Annotated in this window: 19 protein-coding genes, 1 other RNA gene and 1 pseudogene; 6 read left to right on the top strand and 15 right to left on the bottom strand. The window is 70.0% G+C overall.

Annotated elements, in window-relative coordinates; genetic code table 11:
- Window positions 1-50: 50 nt before the first annotated feature.
- Window positions 51-851: a peroxide stress protein YaaA gene (gene yaaA, locus ACXJMZ_RS08735; RefSeq protein ID WP_457029399.1), complete on the bottom strand. Its 801-nt coding sequence runs from the start codon at window positions 849-851 to the stop codon at window positions 51-53.
- Between the two features lie 105 nt (window positions 852-956).
- Here yaaA and ACXJMZ_RS08740 point away from each other — a divergent pair, with 105 nt between their 5' ends.
- Together ACXJMZ_RS08740 and ACXJMZ_RS08745 are read left to right on the top strand one after the other, a co-directional pair.
- On the top strand, window positions 957-2,408 hold the full coding sequence (locus tag ACXJMZ_RS08740) for an RNB domain-containing ribonuclease (RefSeq protein WP_457029400.1): 1,452 nt from the start codon (window positions 957-959) through the stop codon (window positions 2,406-2,408).
- A complete protein-coding gene (locus tag ACXJMZ_RS08745) occupies window positions 2,408-3,910 on the top strand; it encodes an MFS transporter (protein ID WP_457029401.1) in 1,503 nt (500 codons plus the stop codon). Before ACXJMZ_RS08740 ends, ACXJMZ_RS08745 begins: the two co-directional genes overlap by 1 nt.
- On the opposite strand, the gene ACXJMZ_RS08750 is transcribed toward ACXJMZ_RS08745, so the two are convergent.
- A complete protein-coding gene (locus ACXJMZ_RS08750) occupies window positions 3,891-5,111 on the bottom strand; it encodes a cytochrome P450 (RefSeq protein ID WP_457029402.1) in 1,221 nt (406 codons plus the stop codon). The two genes, ACXJMZ_RS08745 and ACXJMZ_RS08750, sit on opposite strands and share 20 nt — an antisense overlap.
- A gap of 180 nt (window positions 5,112-5,291) precedes the next feature.
- Between ACXJMZ_RS08750 and rnpB the strand changes: the two genes are divergently transcribed.
- An RNA gene (rnpB, locus tag ACXJMZ_RS08755) (RNase P RNA component class A) lies at window positions 5,292-5,694 on the top strand.
- Window positions 5,695-5,785: 91 nt separating this feature from the next.
- Here rnpB and ACXJMZ_RS08760 read toward each other — a convergent pair.
- From ACXJMZ_RS08760 to cutA, 12 genes are all read right to left on the bottom strand, one after another.
- Window positions 5,786-6,334: a GNAT family N-acetyltransferase gene (locus ACXJMZ_RS08760; protein ID WP_457029403.1), complete on the bottom strand. Its 549-nt coding sequence runs from the start codon at window positions 6,332-6,334 to the stop codon at window positions 5,786-5,788.
- 377 nt (window positions 6,335-6,711) lie between these two features.
- Window positions 6,712-7,407 carry a class I SAM-dependent methyltransferase gene (locus tag ACXJMZ_RS08765; protein ID WP_457029404.1) on the bottom strand — a complete coding sequence of 232 codons (696 nt, stop codon included), beginning with the start codon at window positions 7,405-7,407 and terminating at the stop codon, window positions 6,712-6,714.
- 71 nt (window positions 7,408-7,478) lie between these two features.
- A complete protein-coding gene (locus ACXJMZ_RS08770) occupies window positions 7,479-7,928 on the bottom strand; it encodes a glycine-rich domain-containing protein (protein WP_457029521.1) in 450 nt (149 codons plus the stop codon).
- A gap of 252 nt (window positions 7,929-8,180) precedes the next feature.
- A complete protein-coding gene (locus ACXJMZ_RS08775) occupies window positions 8,181-9,023 on the bottom strand; it encodes a helix-turn-helix domain-containing protein (protein ID WP_457029405.1) in 843 nt (280 codons plus the stop codon).
- A complete protein-coding gene (locus ACXJMZ_RS08780; RefSeq protein WP_457029406.1) occupies window positions 9,020-9,523 on the bottom strand; it encodes a DUF6879 family protein in 504 nt (167 codons plus the stop codon). Before ACXJMZ_RS08780 ends, ACXJMZ_RS08775 begins: the two co-directional genes overlap by 4 nt.
- Window positions 9,510-9,740 (bottom strand): hypothetical protein, encoded by a 231-nt coding sequence (locus ACXJMZ_RS08785; protein ID WP_457029407.1) that lies wholly within the window; start codon window positions 9,738-9,740, stop codon window positions 9,510-9,512. The genes ACXJMZ_RS08780 and ACXJMZ_RS08785 overlap by 14 nt, the downstream gene beginning before the upstream one ends.
- 195 nt (window positions 9,741-9,935) lie before the next feature.
- A complete protein-coding gene (locus ACXJMZ_RS08790; protein ID WP_457029522.1) occupies window positions 9,936-11,834 on the bottom strand; it encodes an ABC transporter ATP-binding protein in 1,899 nt (632 codons plus the stop codon).
- Window positions 11,835-11,888: 54 nt separating this feature from the next.
- The gene (locus tag ACXJMZ_RS08795) at window positions 11,889-12,032 is read right to left on the bottom strand and encodes a hypothetical protein (RefSeq protein ID WP_457029408.1); all 144 of its coding nucleotides are present in this window, start codon (window positions 12,030-12,032) and stop codon (window positions 11,889-11,891) included.
- A gap of 515 nt (window positions 12,033-12,547) precedes the next feature.
- Window positions 12,548-13,252, bottom strand: a complete 705-nt coding sequence (locus ACXJMZ_RS08800) for a tetratricopeptide repeat protein (RefSeq protein ID WP_457029409.1) — start codon at window positions 13,250-13,252, stop codon at window positions 12,548-12,550.
- A gap of 483 nt (window positions 13,253-13,735) precedes the next feature.
- On the bottom strand, window positions 13,736-14,071 hold the full coding sequence (locus ACXJMZ_RS08805; RefSeq protein ID WP_457029410.1) for a hypothetical protein: 336 nt from the start codon (window positions 14,069-14,071) through the stop codon (window positions 13,736-13,738).
- Window positions 14,072-14,184: 113 nt separating this feature from the next.
- Window positions 14,185-14,898 carry a carbon-nitrogen hydrolase family protein gene (locus tag ACXJMZ_RS08810; RefSeq protein ID WP_457029411.1) on the bottom strand — a complete coding sequence of 238 codons (714 nt, stop codon included), beginning with the start codon at window positions 14,896-14,898 and terminating at the stop codon, window positions 14,185-14,187.
- 151 nt (window positions 14,899-15,049) lie between these two features.
- Window positions 15,050-15,373, bottom strand: a complete 324-nt coding sequence (cutA, locus tag ACXJMZ_RS08815) for a divalent-cation tolerance protein CutA (protein ID WP_457029412.1) — start codon at window positions 15,371-15,373, stop codon at window positions 15,050-15,052.
- 112 nt (window positions 15,374-15,485) lie between these two features.
- Here cutA and ACXJMZ_RS08820 point away from each other — a divergent pair, with 112 nt between their 5' ends.
- Window positions 15,486-16,187, top strand: coding sequence for a VC0807 family protein (locus ACXJMZ_RS08820; protein WP_457029413.1), 702 nt, complete (start codon window positions 15,486-15,488; stop codon window positions 16,185-16,187).
- Window positions 16,188-16,279: 92 nt separating this feature from the next.
- Here the strand turns inward: ACXJMZ_RS08820 and ACXJMZ_RS08825 are convergent.
- A pseudogene (locus ACXJMZ_RS08825) lies at window positions 16,280-16,363 on the bottom strand (TetR/AcrR family transcriptional regulator); the annotation flags it as partial.
- Between the two features lie 61 nt (window positions 16,364-16,424).
- Here ACXJMZ_RS08825 and ACXJMZ_RS08830 point away from each other — a divergent pair.
- Complete coding sequence (locus ACXJMZ_RS08830) at window positions 16,425-17,210, top strand: hypothetical protein (protein WP_457029414.1); 786 nt, start codon at window positions 16,425-16,427, stop codon at window positions 17,208-17,210.
- Window positions 17,211-17,332: 122 nt separating this feature from the next.
- The gene (locus ACXJMZ_RS08835; RefSeq protein WP_457029415.1) at window positions 17,333-19,099 is read left to right on the top strand and encodes an immunity 49 family protein; all 1,767 of its coding nucleotides are present in this window, start codon (window positions 17,333-17,335) and stop codon (window positions 19,097-19,099) included.
- The last annotated feature ends 66 nt before the right edge of the window (window positions 19,100-19,165 follow it).

Raw genomic sequence — 19,165 nt, forward strand, 5'->3', positions numbered from 1 at the left:
ATCATCCCAGCACCGCCCCGGCCCGGTGCGGGTATTCCGACCTGCGGACTTCAGTGGATCTCGGTTACCACCACGTCGAGCTGCCACGCCTTGCGCGCGGACCCCTCGGCGGAGACCTCGACCCGGTAGCCGAGCCCGGCCAGCGCATCCACCAGCTCGCCCGGCGAGCCGGGCTCGAGACCGGCGTTCAGCAGGTCGCGGACCAGTCGGCCCTTGGTCGCCTTGTTGAAGTGGCTCACCACCGAGCGCTTCAGCTCGCCGTCCACCTCGCGCTCCTGGAGCACCCGCACGGTCGCGGTCCGGGCCGCGGTCTCGCCGGCCGGCTTCCAGGCCGCCGCGTACGCGGCACTCCGCAGGTCCAGCACCAGCCCTCGGCCCGCCACCGCCGGCAGCACCTCGGCCATCTCGCGCCGCCAGTACGCCCCGAGCGCCCCGAGCGGAGGAAGTTTCACGCCCATCGAGCACCGGTACGGCGGGATCCGGTCACCGACCCGCACCGCCCCCCACAGCCCGGAGAAGACCAGCAGCGAGCGTTCGGCCAGCGCGTACGCGGCCTCGTCCAGCTTCGCCAGCCCGAGCGCGTCGAACAGCACCCCGGTGTACACCTCGCCCGCAGGCAGCGCCCCGGCCGTCCGCAGCCCGGCGTTCTTCGCCACCTCGCCGCGCAGCCCCTCGCTCAGCCCGAGCACCCCGCGCGCCGTCTCCGCGTCCCCGGCACAGAGCCCGACCAGCGCCTCGAACACCGCCCGCCGCCCCGCCGTCAGCCCCGGCAGCGACAGCTCCTCCAGCGCCAGCGGCTCCCCGGCCTCCGCAGCAGCCTTCCCCTCCGACGGCGGCAACAGCACCAGCACGACGACACCCCTTCAACTTCAACACTCTGTGGCAACGAACGCTCCCACTGTACGTGCCGCCCGGTCCGACGGGCCGTCAGCTCCCGGCGGCCGTACGCTGCCAGCATGCCGCGTCAACAGCTGAGGATCAGGGCCGCCGACACCGCTCGGATCAACCGCGAGCTGGTGGAGTTGCGGGAGGGGCTCGGGCTTCGGACCGACTGGCCCGCCGAGGTCTCGGCCGAGGCGGAGCGGACGGCCGGGGTGCCGAGACTGCCGGAGTTCGACGCCACCGACCTGGCCCTGTTCACCCTGGACCCGCCAGGTTCGACGGACCTGGACCAGGCGATGAGCCTCAGCCGCCGGGGGAGCGGCTACCGGGTGCACTACGCGATCGCCGACGTGGCCGCCTTCGTCCAGCCGGACGGGGCGATCGACACCGAGGCCCGGCGCCGGGTGCAGACCCTCTACTTCCCCGACACCCGGATCCCGCTGCACCCGCCCCGGCTCTCCGAGGCCGCCGCCAGCCTGCTGCCCGGTGAGCTGCGCCCCTCGCTGCTCTGGCAGCTCGACCTGGACGCCGACGGTTCGGTCCTGCTGGCCGACGTCCGCCGGGCGCTGGTCCGGTCCCGCCGCAGGCTCGACTACGAGGGCGTGCAGGGCGCGATCGACTCCGGCGGGGCCGACGAACAGCTCCGGCTGCTGGCCGAGATCGGCCGACTGCGGGAGGCCAGGGAGGCGGACCGAGGGGGCGTCAGCCTGCCGATCCCCGAGCAGGAGGTGGAACCGGCGGACGGCGGCTACCGGCTGGCGTACCGGGCACCGCGCCCCGCCGACGGCTGGAACGCCCAGATCTCGCTGCTCACCGGCATGGCCGCCGCCGAGCTGATGCTGGACGCCGGGGTCGGCCTGCTGCGCACCCTGCCCGCCGCCCCCTCGGCGGCGTACGACCGCCTCCGGCGCAGCGCGATGGCGCTGGAGGTGGACTGGCCGCAGGGCACCCCGTACCCCGAGCTGATCCGCTCGCTCGACCCGGGCCGCTCCAACCACGCCGCCTTCCTGAAGGAGTGCGCCGGGCTGCTGCGCGGCGCCGGGTACCACGCGTTCGACACCGCCCAGGGGGTCGCGCCGCCGGCCGACCCGGGGCACGCCGCGCTGGCGGCCCCGTACGCGCACTGCACCGCGCCGCTGCGCCGGCTGGCCGACCGGTACGCGCAGGAGATCTGCGTGGCGATCGCGGGCGGCACCGACATCCCGCACTGGGTGAGCGAGCAACTGCTCGGCGTCCCGGCCCTGATGGCGACCGGCGACCGCCGGGCCCACGAGGTGGAACGGGCCTGCGTCGACCTGGTCGAGGCCGAGCTGCTGCGCGGCCGGGAGGGCGAACGGTTCGACGCGGTGGTGATCGACGTCGACGAACGGCGGCCCGCCGCCGGCACCGTCCAGCTCAGGGAGCCGGCCGTGGTCGCCAGGTGCGAGGCGGACGGGGGCGCCCCGCTGCCGCTCGGCGAGCGGATCAAGGTCAGACTCACCCTCGCCGATCCGGGCACCCGGACCGTCCGCTTCGCCCTCGCCTGATGGGCACTCAGGGGGAGCTGGACCGCCGGGGGCGGTTGCTGGTGCTGGGCATCTGCTGCCTGAGCCTGTTCATCGTCGGGCTGGACAACACGGTGGTGAACATCGCGCTGCCCGCCATCCAGAGCGAGTTCGACGCGTCCGCCTCCGGTCTCCAGTGGATCATCGACGCCTACACCCTGGTGCTCGCCTCGCTGCTGATGCTCTCCGGCTCGGTCGCCGACCGGATCGGGCGGCGCCGGGTGTTCCGGGCCGGGCTGCTGGTCTTCGTGCTCGGCTCGCTGCTGTGCAGCCTGGCGCCCTCGCTGGGGTGGCTGGTGGCATTCCGCGCGGTCCAGGCGGTGGGCGGCTCGATGCTCAACCCGGTGGCCATGTCGATCATCACCAACACCTTCACCGACCCGCGCGAACGGGCCCAGGCGATCGGCGTCTGGGGCGGAGTGGTCGGCATCAGCATGGCGCTCGGCCCGCTGATCGGCGGCTTCCTGGTGGACAGCGCGGGCTGGCAGTCGATCTTCCTGATCAACGTCCCGATCGGCCTGATCGCCTGTCTGCTGACCTTCCGTCACGTCCCCGAGTCCCGGGCGCCGAAGCCCCGGCGGCTGGACCCGATCGGGCAGCTGCTGATGGTGCTGCTGCTCGGTGCCGGCACTGCCGTGATCATCGAGGGCCCGGGGCAGGGCTGGACCTCGCCGCTGATCCTCACCCTGGCGGCCGTCGCCCTCGTCGCCCTGCTCGCACTGCCCTGGTGGGAGCGGCGGGTGCCCGAGCCGCTGATCGACCTGCGGTTCTTCCGCAGCGCCCCGTTCACCGGCGCCACCGTCACGGCGGTCTGCGCGTTCGCCGCGCTCGGCGGCTTCCTCTTCGTCAACACCCTCTACCTGCAGAACGTCCGTGGCTACAGCCCGGTCGAGGCCGGGCTCTGGACCCTCCCGATGGCCGGACTGACCCTGGTCGCCGCCCCGTTCTCCGGCCGGATCGTCGGGCGGTACGGGCCCCGGTACCCGCTGCTCGGCGCGGGCGCGGCGCTGGCCGCCAGCGGGCTGCTGCTCACCCGGCTCGAAGCCGACTCGTCCGCCGGTCTGCTGCTCACCGCGTACGCGCTGTTCGGTCTCGGCTTCGGCCTGGTCAACGCCCCGATCACGAACGCCGCCGTCTCCGGCATGCCGCTCGCCCAGGCCGGGGTGGCCGCCGCCGTCGCCTCGACCAGCCGTCAGATCGGGCAGTCGCTCGGCGTCGCGGTGATCGGCACCGTGGTGACCAGCGCCGTCACCGCCACCGTCGGCCTCCCGGCCGCCAGCCACGCGGGCTGGTGGATCGTCACAGGCCTCGGCCTGACCATCCTGCTGCTCGGCTGGGTCACCACCACCCCGTGGGCGGTCGGCACCGCCACCCGGGTGGGGGGGGCGGCAGGACTACGGTGCGGTCGGGGTGAAGCGCACCGGCAGGACTACGGTGCGGTCGGGGTGAAGCGCACCGGCAGGACTACGGTGCCGTCGGCGTGAAGTGCACCGGCAGGGCGGCCGGGCCCCGGGTGAACACGCCCTGCTCGGGCGGGAGTTCGACGTCCCGCAGTTCGAGGTCGGGCAGGGCGTCAAGCAGCAGGTTGGCGCCCACCTCCACCTCGGCCCTGGCCAGCAGTGCCCCGACGCAGAAGTGCCGGCCGAGCGCGAAGGAGAGGTGGTCGGCGGCGGCCGAGAAGGCGGTGGTCGCCGAGAGGTCGGTCCGGAACACGTCGAAGGTGTCGGGGTCGGCGAACCGCCGGTCGTCCCGGTTGGCGGAGGCGAGCAGCGCGGTCACCACACTGCCCGCCGGGATGGTCCCGCCCGCGATGGCCACGTCCTCGGTCGGGGTCCGCATGATCATGTGGACCGGCGGGGTGAACCGCAGCGTCTCCGCGAGGGCCATCGGGATCAGGTCACGGTCCGCCCCGACTGCGGCGAACTGCTCCGGGTGGGCCAGCAGGTTGCGGAACATGCCGCCGATCGCCTTGTCGGTGGTCTCGCCGCCGGCGGTCAGCAGCAGACTGCAGAACGCCTTGACTTCCTCGTCGGTCATCCGGGTGCCGTCGACCTCCGCCTCGCAGAGCGTGGACAGCAGGTCGTCGCCGGGGTGGGCCCGGCGCTCCTGGATGATCGGGATCAGGTAGGCGGCGAGCTCGTCGTGCGCCCGCAGCCCGGCGGCGGCCACCTCCGGGTCCTGGCTCAGATTGGCGGCGAAGGCGACGAAGGTGCTGTACCAGGCGTGGAAGCGGTCGTGCTCCTGCTTGTCCAGGCCGAGCATCTCCACGATGACGTTCACCGGGAAGTGGGTGGCGAAGTCGTGCACCAGATCGGCCGAACCGGCCTGGCGGAACCCGTCGACCAGTTCGCGGGCGTTCCGCTCGATCATCGGCATGAACCTGTCCCGCAGCGAGTTGCCCCGGAAGGCGGGCACCACCAGCGCGCGGTGCACCGCGTGCTCGCGGCCGCTCATCTGGAGGATCGTCCGGCCGTGCACCGGCTCGGCCTGCCAGATGTAGTTGTCACTGCTGAACACCGGTTCGCGGACGGCTCGTTGGACGTCCTGGTGGCGGGAGAGCAGATAGCTCCCGGTGCCCTCGTGCCAGAGCAGCGGGTAGTCGTCGCGCAGGACGCGATAGGTGGCGTACGGGTCCCGAGCGAAGTCGGGCGAGAGTATGTCGGGGGCCTGTCCGGATCTGGTCATGACGCTCCGTCCGTGGCAGTACGGTGACGGGCTGGCTCGGCAGGGTGCCCACGCTAGCGAGGGTGCGCCGCCGGGCGGTCGGCGCCCGGAGGGGAGCACCGGTGCACCCGACGGCGCGTGGACGTACTGAGCCTGTCCCGAGCGCGGTCCCCGACCGGCTACGATGACCAGTACGGCGGACGAGCCGGCCGGGCGGCCGCGTCGGGTCCTTTCGGGGGCTCGCCGAGGAACGTCCGGGCTCCACAGAGCAGGGTGGTGGGTAACGCCCACCCGGGGTGACCCGCGGGACAGTGCCACAGAGAACAGACCGCCTCCGGCCTCGGCCGGAGGTAAGGGTGAAACGGTGGTGTAAGAGACCACCAGCGACCGAGGTGACTCGGCCGGCTTGGTAAACCCCACCTGGAGCAAGGTCAAGATCGGCGCCTTCGGGCGCCGTGCGCGGATGCATGAGGGCTGCTCGCCCGAGTCCGCGGGTAGACCGCACGAGGCTGTCGGCAACGGCAGCCCTAGATGGATGGCCGCCTCCCCGGGCCGCGCAAGCACCCCGGGAGACAGAACCCGGCGTACAGGCCGAGCTCGTCCGTCGCTTGGCCAGGGAAAGCCCCCTGATCAGCATTCTTGCTGGTCGGGGGGCTTTTCGGTGGCCCTGCGGGTCCGCGCTGTCGAGCTCGAGCTCAACGGGACGGCGTGGCCGAGGACCGCACACCCATCCACTGCTCGGCGCCCCACTTCTCGAACAGCTTCACTTCGGTGAACCCCAGCTTCGCCGCGAGTCGCATCGAGCGGTCGTTGGCGGTCTGGGTGTAAAGCACCACCGGCTCGCCGGGAAGCGCCTCGGCGAACCAGTCGAGCGCCGCCGCGCACGCCTCGGCGGCGTACCCGCGTCCCCATGCCTGCGGCAGGAAGAGGTAGCCGAGCTCGGCCTTCCCAGCCTCCGGATCGACCTGACCCCGACGCTCCGGGTCGCGATGGTTGAGCTCGATGGTGCCGATCATCGCCCCGTCGAGCTCGATCACGAACAGGCCGGGGCGCTTCTCGGGTGTCTCAGGCAACGCGCGTTCGAGCTCATCCCGCGCCCGAGGGCCGCCCAGATAGGCGTGCACCTCCGGCGAGGCGAACAGGTCGATGCAGGCCGCTCGGTCCCGAGCCTCGGGCTCGCGGAGCACGAGCCGCTCGGTCCTGATCGGGGCAGGTGGCCAGACGACGGGTCCGAGTTCGGTCACGGCGGGCAGTTCCTCTCGACGGCAGCGACACCAGGAGACGGTGCCGCAGAGAGGGACGCGTCTGACGAGAGATCCAGTTCCGGTGGCACCGGTGACGAGGTCGCGCCGGGCGTCGAGAGCCGGACGAGGAGCGGCCTCAACTGCCTGTCTGTCACATGTTCTTGACGACTGCGGCTGCCCACCCCGGACGGTCCGCAGCACCCGTCTCGCCGACCACGGCGACCCCACCCGGTTGCCACAGTCCTGAAGGCGCGGCCAGTGGTGCGGCCGCTCGAGAGGCCTTCGATTCGCTCCCGGACGGATCTCGCCGAGTCCAGCAGCTCGTACCGCAGATGCGGGTGAGCTTGCTCCGCTTCGGGTCTGTACAGCTAGAGGCTTTAGCTGTACAGACCCGACGGCTGGCGCTTGCCGGTCACGAGTAAAGTACCGATCCGGCGCTTCCCTTGAGGCGGGGCGGGGAGAACGGTGGCTGCCACGTCCTCGAAGCCGTAGCCGGTGAGCATCGCCGTCCACGTCTCCGGCGGGTAGTCCCACCTCTTGACCACCGCAGGGTCCTCGTCAGAACCACGCGGGATGAACGACGCCTGGCAGCCATAGCAGCCTTCCACGGCCGGATGCTGCGACATGGCGAACACCCCGCCCGAAGTAAGCCGAGCGAGGACGGCGGGCAACATCAGATCCGGGTCGGTGAAGTACGCCGCCCCGAACACCGAATACACGGCATCGAACATCCCGGCCGTCTCTGTCAGGAAGGCCAGGGCATCGCCCTGGTGCAGTTCCATCCCCGCCACGTCCTGCCAGCGACCACGGGCCTTGGTGAGCTGAGCAACCGAGAGGTCCACACCGACTGCCCTCATGCCGAGCGTGGCCAGGTGGGCGAGGTTCCCGCCCGAACCGCAACCGAGTTCGAGCACGGTGTCACCAGTGCTGATAGCCAGCAGCTCCGCGCCGGGTCCGTAGTCCGGGTGCTGAGTCCAGTTGAACCACGTGCTCTCACCCTTGGCATTCGTCAGCCGCCGCTGCGGCTTGCTCTCTGAGTACGCGTCCCATGCGGCACTGCGACTGTCCGGCACTGTCTTCCGTCCTTGTCCAAGAGAGGAGCGCAGCGGCCCGACGCAGAGGCCGGGCTGCTGCTCAGGGCTCTCTACCCACCCACGGGGCCGTCGGTGCATCCGGCGTGGCACTGGTTGCAGTCGGCCGCACCCATGCCGGGCCAGAACTCCGGGTCGGTCTGGAACCCGGCCGACTCGATCGCGGCCACAGTCTGCGCCATGGCGGCACGGCCCTTGGCGGGGTCGACCGTTCCGGCCTCGTCGGGCACGTGGTGGATGAACCCGACCCGGAGCGCGGCGCAGAACTCCGCGTACGGCTGCGTGCGGAGGATGAACCGGTGCCAGAACTCATCGACCCGCAGGGGCGGCGTCAGCACCTCCGAGGTGCGGGTGCTGGTGACCAGGAAGGCCACCATCTGGTTCACGCCGCGCTCTCCCAAGTCGTCGGTGAGGTCGGGCCACCCCTTCCGCACGTCCTCGACGAGCTGGGCTCCGAGGCCGGAGCCGATCAAGTCCCGGACCTTCTCCGGGAGTTCGTTCATGGTCTTCACGTCGTTGCCTTCCTGTCGGATGGTGCGTGAATGTCCGGGCCCAAGGTGGGGCCGATCTGACTGCAGGTCTGCCGTACCGCGCGGTCTGGAGTCTGAGCGGTCCACGGGACGTCGCCGGTGCGTCACGCTCTCTCAATCGACACGGTGACGGCTCCGGCCGTCGCCCTGGTCAGCAGGTTCACAAACGCCCCCTCGCCGGTCGGTGGTTGAGCGACCAAACTAGGGCTGGGGCCGGACCGGTTCCTAGGAGCTTTCCTGTTCTCGCAAGTACTCCTCCCGGGTGCTCTCGACCATGGCTCGCATCTCATTCCCGTGGATGGCCACGGCGTCGAACTTCGCGAACGTCGAAAGATAGACCTCGATGTCCCTCGGATCTCGGGTGGTTACCTCTGAGTGGAACGTCTCCACGATCACCAGCCGGTCATCGTGTGCGCTGAAGCAGGTCATCGGAAAGTCCGGCATCCTGCGGTCGAGTGGCACAACTCCGATGGTGACGTTGGGAAGTCGGGACAGAGAGACAAGCCTGTCCATCTGAGTGGCCATCAGTGCCGGTTGCCCGATGCGCCACCGCAGCACGTGCTCACAGACCAGGAAATGGAACGACCGGTCAAGGTCGTACAGCGCAGCCTGCCGCTCAAGTCGCGCGGCAATCGTCTTGGCCCTCGACTCCTCGGACAGCTCTGGGCTGAGAGCGAAGATGGCTGCGACGTACTCGGCGCTCTGGAGTAGGCCGGGGATCAGCTGTCCCTGAAACAGCCTGAGAAGGGCCGTCTGGGATTCGATGGCCCGGATGGCTTGCTGATGCTTCCAGTGGCCCATACGGCGCAGCTCACGCCATGCCGTGGCCTCGGTGACTGCTGCCCGCGCTTGCTCCAGGAACTCAGCCTTGGCGGCCTCGGAGACGCCAAGGGCCGACAGGATCAACTCCACGTCTCGCACTGTCGGCAGGACGTGACCGTTCTCGATCTTCGACAGCTTGCCCGCAGACATGGAAGCCCTACGGGCGACGGTCTCGGCAGTCTTGTCCGAGGCGATCCGAAGCGCCCGCAGGGCGGTGCCCAGTCCGTGGTGCTGACGCTCGCTCAACCGGCCGAGTACTCCGCGAACGACATGGCGTGAGCCAGGGCGATATCCCGATACTGGCGGTACTCGTTCAGCCGGTAGTCCGGCAGCAGTTCACCGCCGATGAACTGTCCGGCTTCTGTGTAGTGCATCCGGTAGACCTTGGCGTCATCGAACAACCAGAAGTCGTGATCCGGCAGTCCTGTGACGTTCTGCCGTGTCGTGTCGATGATGCCGATGGACTCTCCGGCCGCGATGTTGCCGGGGTACCAAGCCAGTTCGTACCGCAGGTAGTCGGAGAGCGGTGAGCTGAGCACGTGGACCCGCGTGACCTGCTTGCCAAGGTCCGTCATGGAACGGACCCATGGGTTGTCTGCGCTCTCCGGCGGCAGCGGTTTGCCGGCGAGGAAGTCGGCGAACTCCTCCTGCTCGTCCTCCACGTCGTACACGGCCAGCGTTTCGAGTCGGAACGCCGTCTGCTCGAACGTCTCGAAGAGTCGGCCGAAGTCCTCATCCTTGAGCACTGACGTACGCCTCCAAGCGTGAGCGGAAGTAGCTCTCCAGCACCTCGGACGGCACCACGACCGCCGACTCGCCAGCAGGCAGGTTCAGCTCCGCCAGCCTCTCGGGGGCGGTGATCATGTACCCCTGCACTACGTAGTCGCCGTTCTCGGTACCCCACAGGGTCGGGCAGGTCCCGTTCTTGCAGGACCCGTCCCCGGACAGCCAGCGCAACATCATGTGCCCCCTTGCGTCACCGGTGGTCGTGTCCCGTTCGATGTTCCAGGGGCGTCCGGACCTTGGTCAAGAACAGAGGCTTTCCAAGACGGGAAAGTCGGGACCGAGTGCCCCGGCGACGCCATCACGGGAGCCGGCACGAATCCAGCAATCCAGGCGCTTCCGGTCCGAGGCGGGACCGTCGGGCCGGCGTTCGAGCTACTCTTCCGCCTCCAGGTATGCCGCTTCGCCGACGCGCTGGGTGGGAACGCCGGCCCGGTCGTTCTGCAACTCCCACAACTCGCGGAGCCGGCCGGGTTGGTTGACCAGCTCGGTGAAGGTGCCGTGCTGGATGATCCGACCGCGTTCGAGGACAACGATTCGGTCGGCGACGGAGACGTTCGCCAGGCGGTGGGTGACCAGGACGACGGCCCGGTCCTGGGCGAGCCGGCGCAGGTTGGCGAAGATGCGGTGCCCGGCGCGGGGGTCGAGGGCGGAGGTGGGTTCGTCCAGGATCAGCAGTCCGGCCGGCCGGTAGAAGGCGCGGGCGAGGGCGATGCGCTGCCACTGGCCCCCGGAGAGCGCCTCACCTCCGGCCCAGTCCCGCGTCAGCAATGTGTCGAGCCCCGACCGCAGGCCGTCCACGACCTCGTCGGCGCCGGATGCTTCGCAGGCGGCCCGGATCGCGTCGTCGCCACCGGCGGCATGTCCCTGGGTGATGTTCTGGCGGGCGGTGAACGGCCAGCGAGCGAACTCCTGCGGGACGACGGCGGTTTGCTTCCACGCAGCGAAGGGGTTCAGCTCGCGGGTGTCGATGCCGTCCCAGGTGACTGCGCCCGAGGTGGGCAGGTAGAGCGCGGCGATGAGCCTGGACAAGGTGGTCTTGCCGGAGCCGTTCTCGCCCACCAGCGCGACCACCTCGCCGCGTCGTACCGACAGCGAGACACCGTCCAGTGCGTTGCGCTCCGCTCCGTCGTACCGGTACGTGAGGTTCTCGACCCGAACCTCGATGACCTCCTTCGGTTCGATGTCCCCCCGGTCGATGCGATACCCGCCGGCTTCCGTGAGGAAGTCGAGCCAGTCCTGGAAGTACAGCCCGTTGCGGAACATCCGGGCGCCGCCGCCGATCAGGCCGTGGGTGCCGGAGGCGACCGTGCGCAGGGCGAAGGCTGCAGCGCCGCCGGACGCCGCCGACATCCGGCCCGTGGCGAGCAGCCACACCAACGCCGCCCACACGATGCCGGAGGCGAGACCGCCGAACGCCGCGCCGACGAGTGCGATCCGTGACCCGGCGTCAGCGGCCTCACGCTGGGAGCGGTTCATCCGATCGGCGACGGAGCGGAAACGGCCCATCAGGAACGGTGCCATCGTGCCGGTACGGATCTGGTCGGCGGTGTCCTTGTCGGCGAGGAACCAGCGCAGCGTGTAGCGCATCCGGCTGTGGCTCATCATCTGGGTCCAGGCCGTACGGCTGATGCGTGCCGCCCGGACCTGGGCCCACCCCTGGGGAAGGCTCGCGAGCACCAGCAGCGGCAGGAGGACGGGATGGAACGAGGCCAGAACCAGGGCGCCGGCCGTCAGTGAAGCCGCCGACGCGATGAGGTTCTGCCCCTCGGCGAACAGGTCACCGGCCCACTCGGCGCCGCGTTCGGCAGCGTCCTTGCGGTCCTTGAACCCGGTGTTGTCGTAGGCCGAGAGCTCGACGTTCACGGCCGCCTCCAGGAACATCACCTCGGCTTCCTGCTTGACCACGGGGAGAAGCCGGGACGACAGCCAGCCCGTCACGATCCCCAGCACGGCGCGCAGTCCGGCCGCGCCCGCGAGGACGAGCACCGACGGCCACGAGGTCGCCAGCCGGTCCAGGACGTCCCCCGAGGAGAACAGCGCGCCGATCGCGCCGGTCAGCGCGAGCAGGCCCAACGCCTCCGCGATTCCGGAGACCAGCTGGCAGCCGAGAAGTCCGAGCATCGACCGGCGGTCCACCTTCCACGCCAGCCGGACCGAGCTGGACGTGAGCTGCGGGAGCCTGCGCGCCATCTGCCGGAACGTCAGCGACTTCAACTGCTCGGTGTACTCGTCGCCTTCCTCGACGATCGCCAGGCCGTCATCCTCCGGCAGCTTCTCCAAGGGGCTTCTCCTTCGCTCAGGTCGGGCTCGCTTGAACGGGGGACGTCAGAGGTGCAGGGAAACGCCGCGACTGGCGGTGAACCCGTCGAAGGTCTCCATCGAGAGGGTGGCGGTCACCGCACCCGGGGTGTGGCCGGAGGGGTTCAGGAAGGACAAGGCGTCCTGCTGATGGTCGGTGACGAGCACCAAGTGGCCTCGCGGTACGGGCGCCGGGTCAGCCGTCGGGGCGTCAGGTCGGTGATCCCCTTCAACTCGACCGGGCCGCAGAGGGATTCCGCCGCCTTCACCGCTTCATCGGGGCAGGCAGTGCACTCGTCCACACTCGAACCTCCTTCGGTAGGCGCGGGGACAGTACCAATCGAGGCGGTATCGGCCGGATTTCCTGCCGCGAAAGCACTCGAACGAGCGACGGCCTCAGCCGGAGTGCGGGGCCGTCGCCGGGGTTCAGGTCTTCCGGCCTCAGCGCGGGACGGGTGGGAGGTGGGTGACCATACGCGGAGCCTGATCACGCGCGCGGAACCCGAAACCGATGAGGATGACGCTCTCTCCGGCACCGGCGTCAGCGCTCCGTCGAACACGGCACAGTCTCCCGGTACGAGATCGCATTCCAGGTAACCGTCGGCGCCGATGAAGACGGTAGAACTCGCAGTAGCGGATGCGGCGAGGCGATCGTGCTTGAGGCACAGGGTGAGGTTGGCCCTGCTCTACTGCGCCGCTTCTGCGGTGCCGGCCGCCGACGCGGCCGGGCCAGAGCTCGCCTGGCCGATCGACAGCTCAACGCGGTCGAGTGCGGCCTGAGTGGATTCGATCAGCCCGGTGTCGCCCTTGGCGAGCCGCAGCTGCTGAGCTTCCCGCAGGTGGGCGCGGGCCGGTGCGAAGTCGCCTTGTTCCATGAGGTGTTTGGCGAGGTGCTGGAGGGCGAAGTCCACGAGTTCCGGGTGCCGGCGTCGGGCGGTGTCCAGGGCCCTGCGGTAGAACGCGTCAGCGGCCCCTACTTCACCGGCGTAGCGGTACGCGTCGCCGAGGTTGAGCTCGGTGGCGATGACGGCCCGAGTGTCGCCGCTGGCTGTGGCCAGATCGAGCGCCTGCCGCAGGAACGCGCGCCCATCGTGGTAGTTGCCCAGGACCACCGAGCCGATGCCGATCCACCGGGCCAGGACCCGCGTCCGGGCGGCGTCCGTACCTGCGGGGAGCGCCCGCAGATCCTCGCGGATTTCCTCGACGGCGATGGTCAACTGGTCGCGGTCGGTGGGGACCATGCGTAGGTCCGCGCCTTGTGTGATGAGGTGCTGGAGCACTCGCCCCTCCCTTGTCCGATTCCCGACCTGGTCGGTCTGGTGCCGTAGGTCGGCCAGCAGTTCCCTGCCGTGCACGGTGAAGTGTTCACCCAGGAGTTCGAGCTGGTCCATGAGGTAGCGGACGGCTGACGTGCCCTCGTCGTAGGTGGCTCAGCAACTCGCACGCTCGTCGGTGGTCAGGAGCTTTGTCAGCAGCGGGAGTGCACGGGGGAGATCCGCGAGCGCGAGCTGTACAAGGCTGAGCACGAGACCTCCGAGGCGTTCGTTCTCACCGAGTGGGGTTCACCCCGGAGCGCGCCAACCAGCAGAGTGCCCCACGGTCGAACGTCGGAGCCGCTGATCATCAGCCCGAAGACCGCTTGCCAGCACAGTGCGAAGACCGCCACCAGTTGGCCGCAGCCGTAGAGGCGAGGGCTGCGGACGTGACGCCGGTTCATGGGGAGTACCCAGCTGCGGGTGACCGCCGCCGCGCCGGATGCAGTGAAGAGCAGCGCCATCAGGACGATCGGTATGCCGGTCCGCCGGGACGGTCTCCGGGTGCCCTGCCCACCCGCGCGGAGCGGCGACCACCATGAACAGCTCGCCGAACGCCCTTCAGCCCTTCGCGCCATTCATCTCAGTGACCTGCTCTTCGGGCCGAAAGCGCATCAGACACCGGGGGCAGTACAACACCTGCGCCCAGCCCGTCCACCGCGCCTGTCGCACCGCCCGCACGGCGCGGACCGCGACCAGCACCGCTCCCGCGAGCAGCAGTGCCCCCACCACGGGTTGTGCCTGGGTCAGCATGGTCGCACCCCAGACCGCGAGGGCGGCGGTGGCGAACATCCGGGCTCCGCCGGCCGGGTGCACCAGGGATCTGCGGTGCTCCTCGAAGACCCCCAGCTGGGTGGTGTCCTCGCACTTTGGGCAGGCCGGTTCCCGGAGTTCCATGCCCACACGGTAGACGATCAACTCCCGCGCCAGGTAGTACGCTTCCAGGCCCGACCGCCCAGCGGGGGAGCAGGGGCGTTCCGACGAACCGGTCATCCGCAACAACCGCCGGTTCAGCCGACCTCGGCGAGCACGTGGCCCGGTACCTCGGTGCCCGCGTCGGCGATCCGTTCGCCGTCCGGGCCCCAGGCGCCGGCGGCGCCGCAGCCCACGCCGTCCTCGTTGTTGCCGAGGACGTTGCCGAGCACCACGTGGAGACCGAACTCCCGGGCCCGCACCGGATAGACCTTCTCGAACGAGTCGTTGTCGGCGGAGAGTACCGAGCTCGCCAGATAGACCGTGCAGCCGTCGGCGGCGGCCCGCTCGGCGAGCTCCGGGAAGCGGTTGTCGTAGCACGTGGCCAGCGCGAACCGGGTGCCCTCCAGCTCGAAGCGGCCGTCCCGGCCGCCCGCTGCGAAGACCTCCTGCTCGATGCCGTACAGGTGCTGCTTGTCGTACCGGGCGAGGAGTCCGCCATCCGGACCGATGACGAGCGAGGTGACCGTGGGCCGGCCCTCCGCCGTGTACACGGGACCGTTGACGACCGCCGCTGCCGAGACGGCGCGGCACGCCTCCCGTACGGGTTCGAGGCGGGCGTCGTCCTCGGTGAGGACGAGGCCGGGGATGTCCCGGATCAGCGTCGGCTCGTAGCCGGTCACGGCGAGCTCGGCGAAGACGACCAGGCGGGCGCCGTCGGCCGCGGCGGCCCGGATCAGCCCGGCGATGGTACGGACGTTGGCGTCGATGTCCCCGGCGACCGGGGCGAACTGGGTGGCTGCAACGATCATGGCCTTCATCATCGCCGCCGACCGGGCCGCGGGAAACCCCGGGGCCCCACAGTGCGGGAACCCGCTGGAGATCGCGGAAAGTCACTACCGTGCTCAGCAGCACCGACAACTCGCGACAGTTGAGTACGCGATCCCACCAGTACCGAGGTCGTCAGTCGGTGGTCTCGGCGTTCACCCAGTCCAGGTACGCCGTGCTGCCGGTGACCACCGGGACGGTGATGACCTCCGGGGTGTCGTAACTGTGGTGTTCGGTGATGAATGCGGCAAGTCGGGTGGAGAGATCGGCGCGGGTCTTGAAGTCGATGCGCCACTCGGCGGTGGACTGTACCTTGCCGTTCCACCAGTAGACCGAGCTGATCGGGTAGACCTGGGCGCAGGCGGCGAGGCGCTCGCGGACCGCTGCGGTGGCCAGCTCACGGGCCTTGGCCTCTTCGTCGTGGGTGGTGGTCACCACGGCGAGGTCACGGTTCGTCATGTGGGGAACGGTACCTGGCTGTTGCAGGGTGGCCTGGTGAATCGCTGGCGTGCCTGACAGCTTGTCAGCTAGGGTCCGTCCGGCACATTGGGAAGATCGTTTGGGGGAGACCGTGTCGGAGCAAGTTCCTGCCCGAAAGGGTGGGTCGGGCGCTGTTGGTTGGGCGCTGACCATCGGGTTCAACATCGTCGCGCCGATCATCACGTACAACCAGCTGGTCGAGCACGGCTACAGCGAGGTGACCGCCGTGCTGCTGTCGGCGCTGTGGCCGGTTGTCGACATGGCGATATACCTGGCCTGGCACCGTCGGGTCGACGAGTTCGCCGCGATCTCGCTGATCTTCCTGGGGCTCACCGCGCTGGTGGCGGTGGTCGGGCCGCAGTCGGCTCAACTGCTGTTGGTGAAGGAGTCGTTGGTCACCGGTCTGTTCGGGGTGGTCTGTCTGGTGACGCTCGCCGCGCCGCGTCCGCTGATGTTCTACTTCGGCCGCAAGTTCGGCACCGACGGGACGACGGAGGGCGTCGAGCGCTGGAACGCGCTCTGGGCCCTGCCCGGCTTCCGGAAGGTCCAGCGCAACCTGACCATCGGCTGGGGTGTCGTCTACGTCGTCGAGGCGGCCGTCCGGGTCGCGCTGTCGTACGTGCTCAGCACCGGCGCGATGGTGACGCTCAACTCCGTGCTCTCCTATGCGGTCACGGCTGCACTGGTCACCTGGACCCTGCTCTACGCCAAGCGCGCCCGGGCCCGTGGCCAGGCAGCGGCAGCGGCGGCAGGCGCGGCGGCTGAAGCCGGAGCGGTGCCGGCCGCGGTGTGACGACAGCCCCTGGGAGGGCCGGGCAGTGGCGGCCCTCCCAGGGGGTTCACGCGCAGTTGCCGATATTCGGGATCGATCCGGATCGGGGTCTGGGTCGCCAGGTCGAGCCCGACCTCGTCCGCCAGTTCGGCGCCTGCGAGCGTCACCCGGTCCGCCGTGAGCCCTGCCCGCGCCATCTGCTCTCCTCGTGAAACCTAGGATCGGATAGCCTCCGGCGGACGGTGGCCGATGGGGAGGGTGCAGGTCGTGAAGGTGGGACGGCGAAGACTGGTTGCCGCAGGCGTGGCGGTGGCGGTGGGCGGGGCCCTGTTGTGCGGATGCGGGCCGCTCGGCGCGAGTGGTGCGAACGGTGTGCGCGGGCGATCGGCCGACTCGGTGTCCGCGGCTGCGAGCGCCCTGATCGCCGAGATGTCGCTGTCCTTCCGCTATGTGGGGCGGTCCGATGAGGAACAGACGATGAATCAGCAGCTGCTGATCACGAACGGATCCCGGGGTTCGCTGGCGCCGGTCCTGGCCTACACGGCTCTGGACAAGAACGGCCGGGCAATGCCTCAGGTCACGGTGGGCACGGTGTACGGAAGCGACCGGGGCAACCTGGTGGTGCCGTACGGAACGAGCGTCGACATCCTGCGGTTCTCCGGCGTCGGCGAGCATGAGGTGGCGGATGTCCGCGTGACGGTGCAGAGTGCGGATGCCGCCCGGATACCGTCCGGAGAGCACGAAGTGAAAACTCAGGCCTTGGACGGCCAGGGCCATGAGATCAGTAAGTACAAGAGCTTCTCGGCAGTCCGGCTCACCAATGAGGATGCCTTCCCGGTCACCGTGCGGATCGCCTACATCCTCTGGGACCAGCCGCCCGACGGCGTGACCCAGCAGGCCGTCGAGGTCACGCCGGTCGGCGGCCTGACGGAGGTGCCGGCGCACGGCACTGCCGTCGTACAGGTGGCCGGGGACGCGGCGGCGGCGGTGGCACGCAATTCCGGCGGCTCGGCGGTGAGTATCAAGGCTTACAACTCGCAGTAGCTGCGAGCCGGAGTGTCCGTCAAGGCAACGGCGGTTGTCCTGGGGCGGGCTGACGTTCAATCAGTTCGTCTGCCTATGCTGGGGGAGGCCCGACCGACGGGGCACGGCATGGGGGTGGGACGGTGCGGATCGAGCGTCACCGGATTGGCGAGGCTGCGGTGAGCAGCGTGGTGGAGAACTTCGCCGAGCGGGTCGGGGGTGAGGTGTACCGGATGCAGAGTGACGAATCTCCGGCCTGGGGCTGGGAGTTGGTGGCCGAATCGTTCCTGGACTACCTCGGCGCGCGATCGGTCGGCAATCCGGACCTGGCAGGCAAGGATGCTCGGATCGCCTGCGAGTCGGCGGCGGCTGCTGCGGTGGGTGCGCTGGCGCTGAGCGCCGGCCGGGCCGGTCATCCGCATGTGTTCATCGAGTACACCGGCACCGGGGTCCCGTACGGCGAGGGCCGGCCGGCGGAGCATCCGGACGGGGTGGCCGCGCAGTCCTGGCTGGGCCCGTTCTACCTGGCCTTCGTGGCCAAACTGTCGGACGAATACGGCGAGTTGTTCGTCGCGACGGCCCCACGGCTGCGGGGCCAGGAGCGGCGGGCGGACGTGGTGCTGGTGCACGCGCTGCTGGCGTACGTCTACGGCGAGGCCGAGCAGCAGGCCGGGAACGGTCGGACGGCGGTGATTGACGCGCTGATAGCGGGCTTGGGAGACGGAACGGACCAGCCCGCCCACCGGGCTGCCCTGGCCACGCTGCGGGCGGTGGCGGCCAACGACCGGGCGGGCTTCGAGCGGGCGCTGGCTGGGCAGTTGGAGCTGCACCGGCAGTGGTACGCGGGACCGGCCGACGGCGATCCGGCGCCGCGCACGCTGCTCCCGTTCGGGGCGATCGCCCTCGCGGCGATGGCCGAGCGGTGGAACAGGTGGCCGGCGGTGGTCGAGTCGGACTATCTGCCGGCAGCGCTGGTGGAGGGGTTCCGGCAGCCCGGTCCGCGGGTGCTCGGGTTCGGGCAGCAGAAGCGGGTCGAGGCGATGGTGGCCCTGGCGGCCGGGCCGGTGGTGGTGGAGCGGCCAGTCCATCCGTACGTCGGTGAGGCCGATCGGCTGGTCCAGGAAGCTTGTGCGGAGCACGAGTTGGCGAAATTCCGGGATCCGGAGCAGAAGCCGTTGCATGTGATGCGGGCGCTGACGAGTCTGATGCGTGAGCAGGTGACGGGCTTTCTGGAACGGTCCGCGCTGGATCCGAGTGGACAGGATCCCCGGCAGTGGGAGGCGCTGCGGATCGGCGCCGAGGCGGGCAGCGCGGCGTTCCGGCTGGCGCGCGGGGTGCCCGGTACGGACTACGAGGTGACGGTGGCCGGTAGCACCCGGGCGCTGCCGGCCTGCGCCGGTACATACGGTCCGGGCGTGGGGCACTGGAAGCAGGCGGTGGCCCTGGCGCTGGTCACGGGGGATCGGCAGCAGCTGGCGGACTGCGTGCTGGTGACGCCCCAATTCTTCACCGTGGGCTGTTACTTCGGGCCGGTCGACGCCTACGGTGCGGCGCTGCACGACTACCTGCGCGGGGTGGATCCGGTGCCTGCCGTGACCAAGGCGTTCACGGTCTGCGCGGAGCACGAGCGCGGCCTGTACCTCGCCCCGCCGGTGGTGCTGCTCTCGCAGCTGGTGGAGGGCGACCGGGAGGGCTTCGCGCTCGCGCTGGCCGATGCGTTGGAGGCGCACCGCGAGCACTACACGGTGGGCGAGTTGCCCGCCGAGCCGGACGCCCTGGTCGATCTCGACATCCTGGCGCTGGCCTGTCACGCGCACCGGATGGGCTGGCCGGTGCCGGTCCGCTCGCCGTACCTGCCGGAGGGCCTGTTCGGCCGACCGGTCAGGTCGAGGGCGACGTGTGACGTGTGACAGGTGCAACGGATTGCCAAGTCCGGCACCCGTGCGCACTTTCGATCTTGTGCTTTCGTACCTTGG

The organism is Kitasatospora sp. P5_F3 (genome assembly GCF_054049135.1).

Coding starts and splice junctions, on each gene's coding strand:
- ACXJMZ_RS08740 (WP_457029400.1), top strand. CDS start 957: ATGCCGCGTCAACAGCTGAGGATCAGGGCCGCCGACACCGCTCGGATC.
- ACXJMZ_RS08745 (WP_457029401.1), top strand. CDS start 2,408: ATGGGCACTCAGGGGGAGCTGGACCGCCGGGGGCGGTTGCTGGTGCTG.
- ACXJMZ_RS08750 (WP_457029402.1), bottom strand. CDS start 5,111: ATGACCAGATCCGGACAGGCCCCCGACATACTCTCGCCCGACTTCGCT.
- ACXJMZ_RS08770 (WP_457029521.1), bottom strand. CDS start 7,928: ATGAACGAACTCCCGGAGAAGGTCCGGGACTTGATCGGCTCCGGCCTC.
- ACXJMZ_RS08785 (WP_457029407.1), bottom strand. CDS start 9,740: ATGATGTTGCGCTGGCTGTCCGGGGACGGGTCCTGCAAGAACGGGACC.
- ACXJMZ_RS08800 (WP_457029409.1), bottom strand. CDS start 13,252: ATGGACCAGCTCGAACTCCTGGGTGAACACTTCACCGTGCACGGCAGG.
- ACXJMZ_RS08805 (WP_457029410.1), bottom strand. CDS start 14,071: ATGGAACTCCGGGAACCGGCCTGCCCAAAGTGCGAGGACACCACCCAG.
- ACXJMZ_RS08810 (WP_457029411.1), bottom strand. CDS start 14,898: ATGATCGTTGCAGCCACCCAGTTCGCCCCGGTCGCCGGGGACATCGAC.
- cutA (WP_457029412.1), bottom strand. CDS start 15,373: ATGACGAACCGTGACCTCGCCGTGGTGACCACCACCCACGACGAAGAG.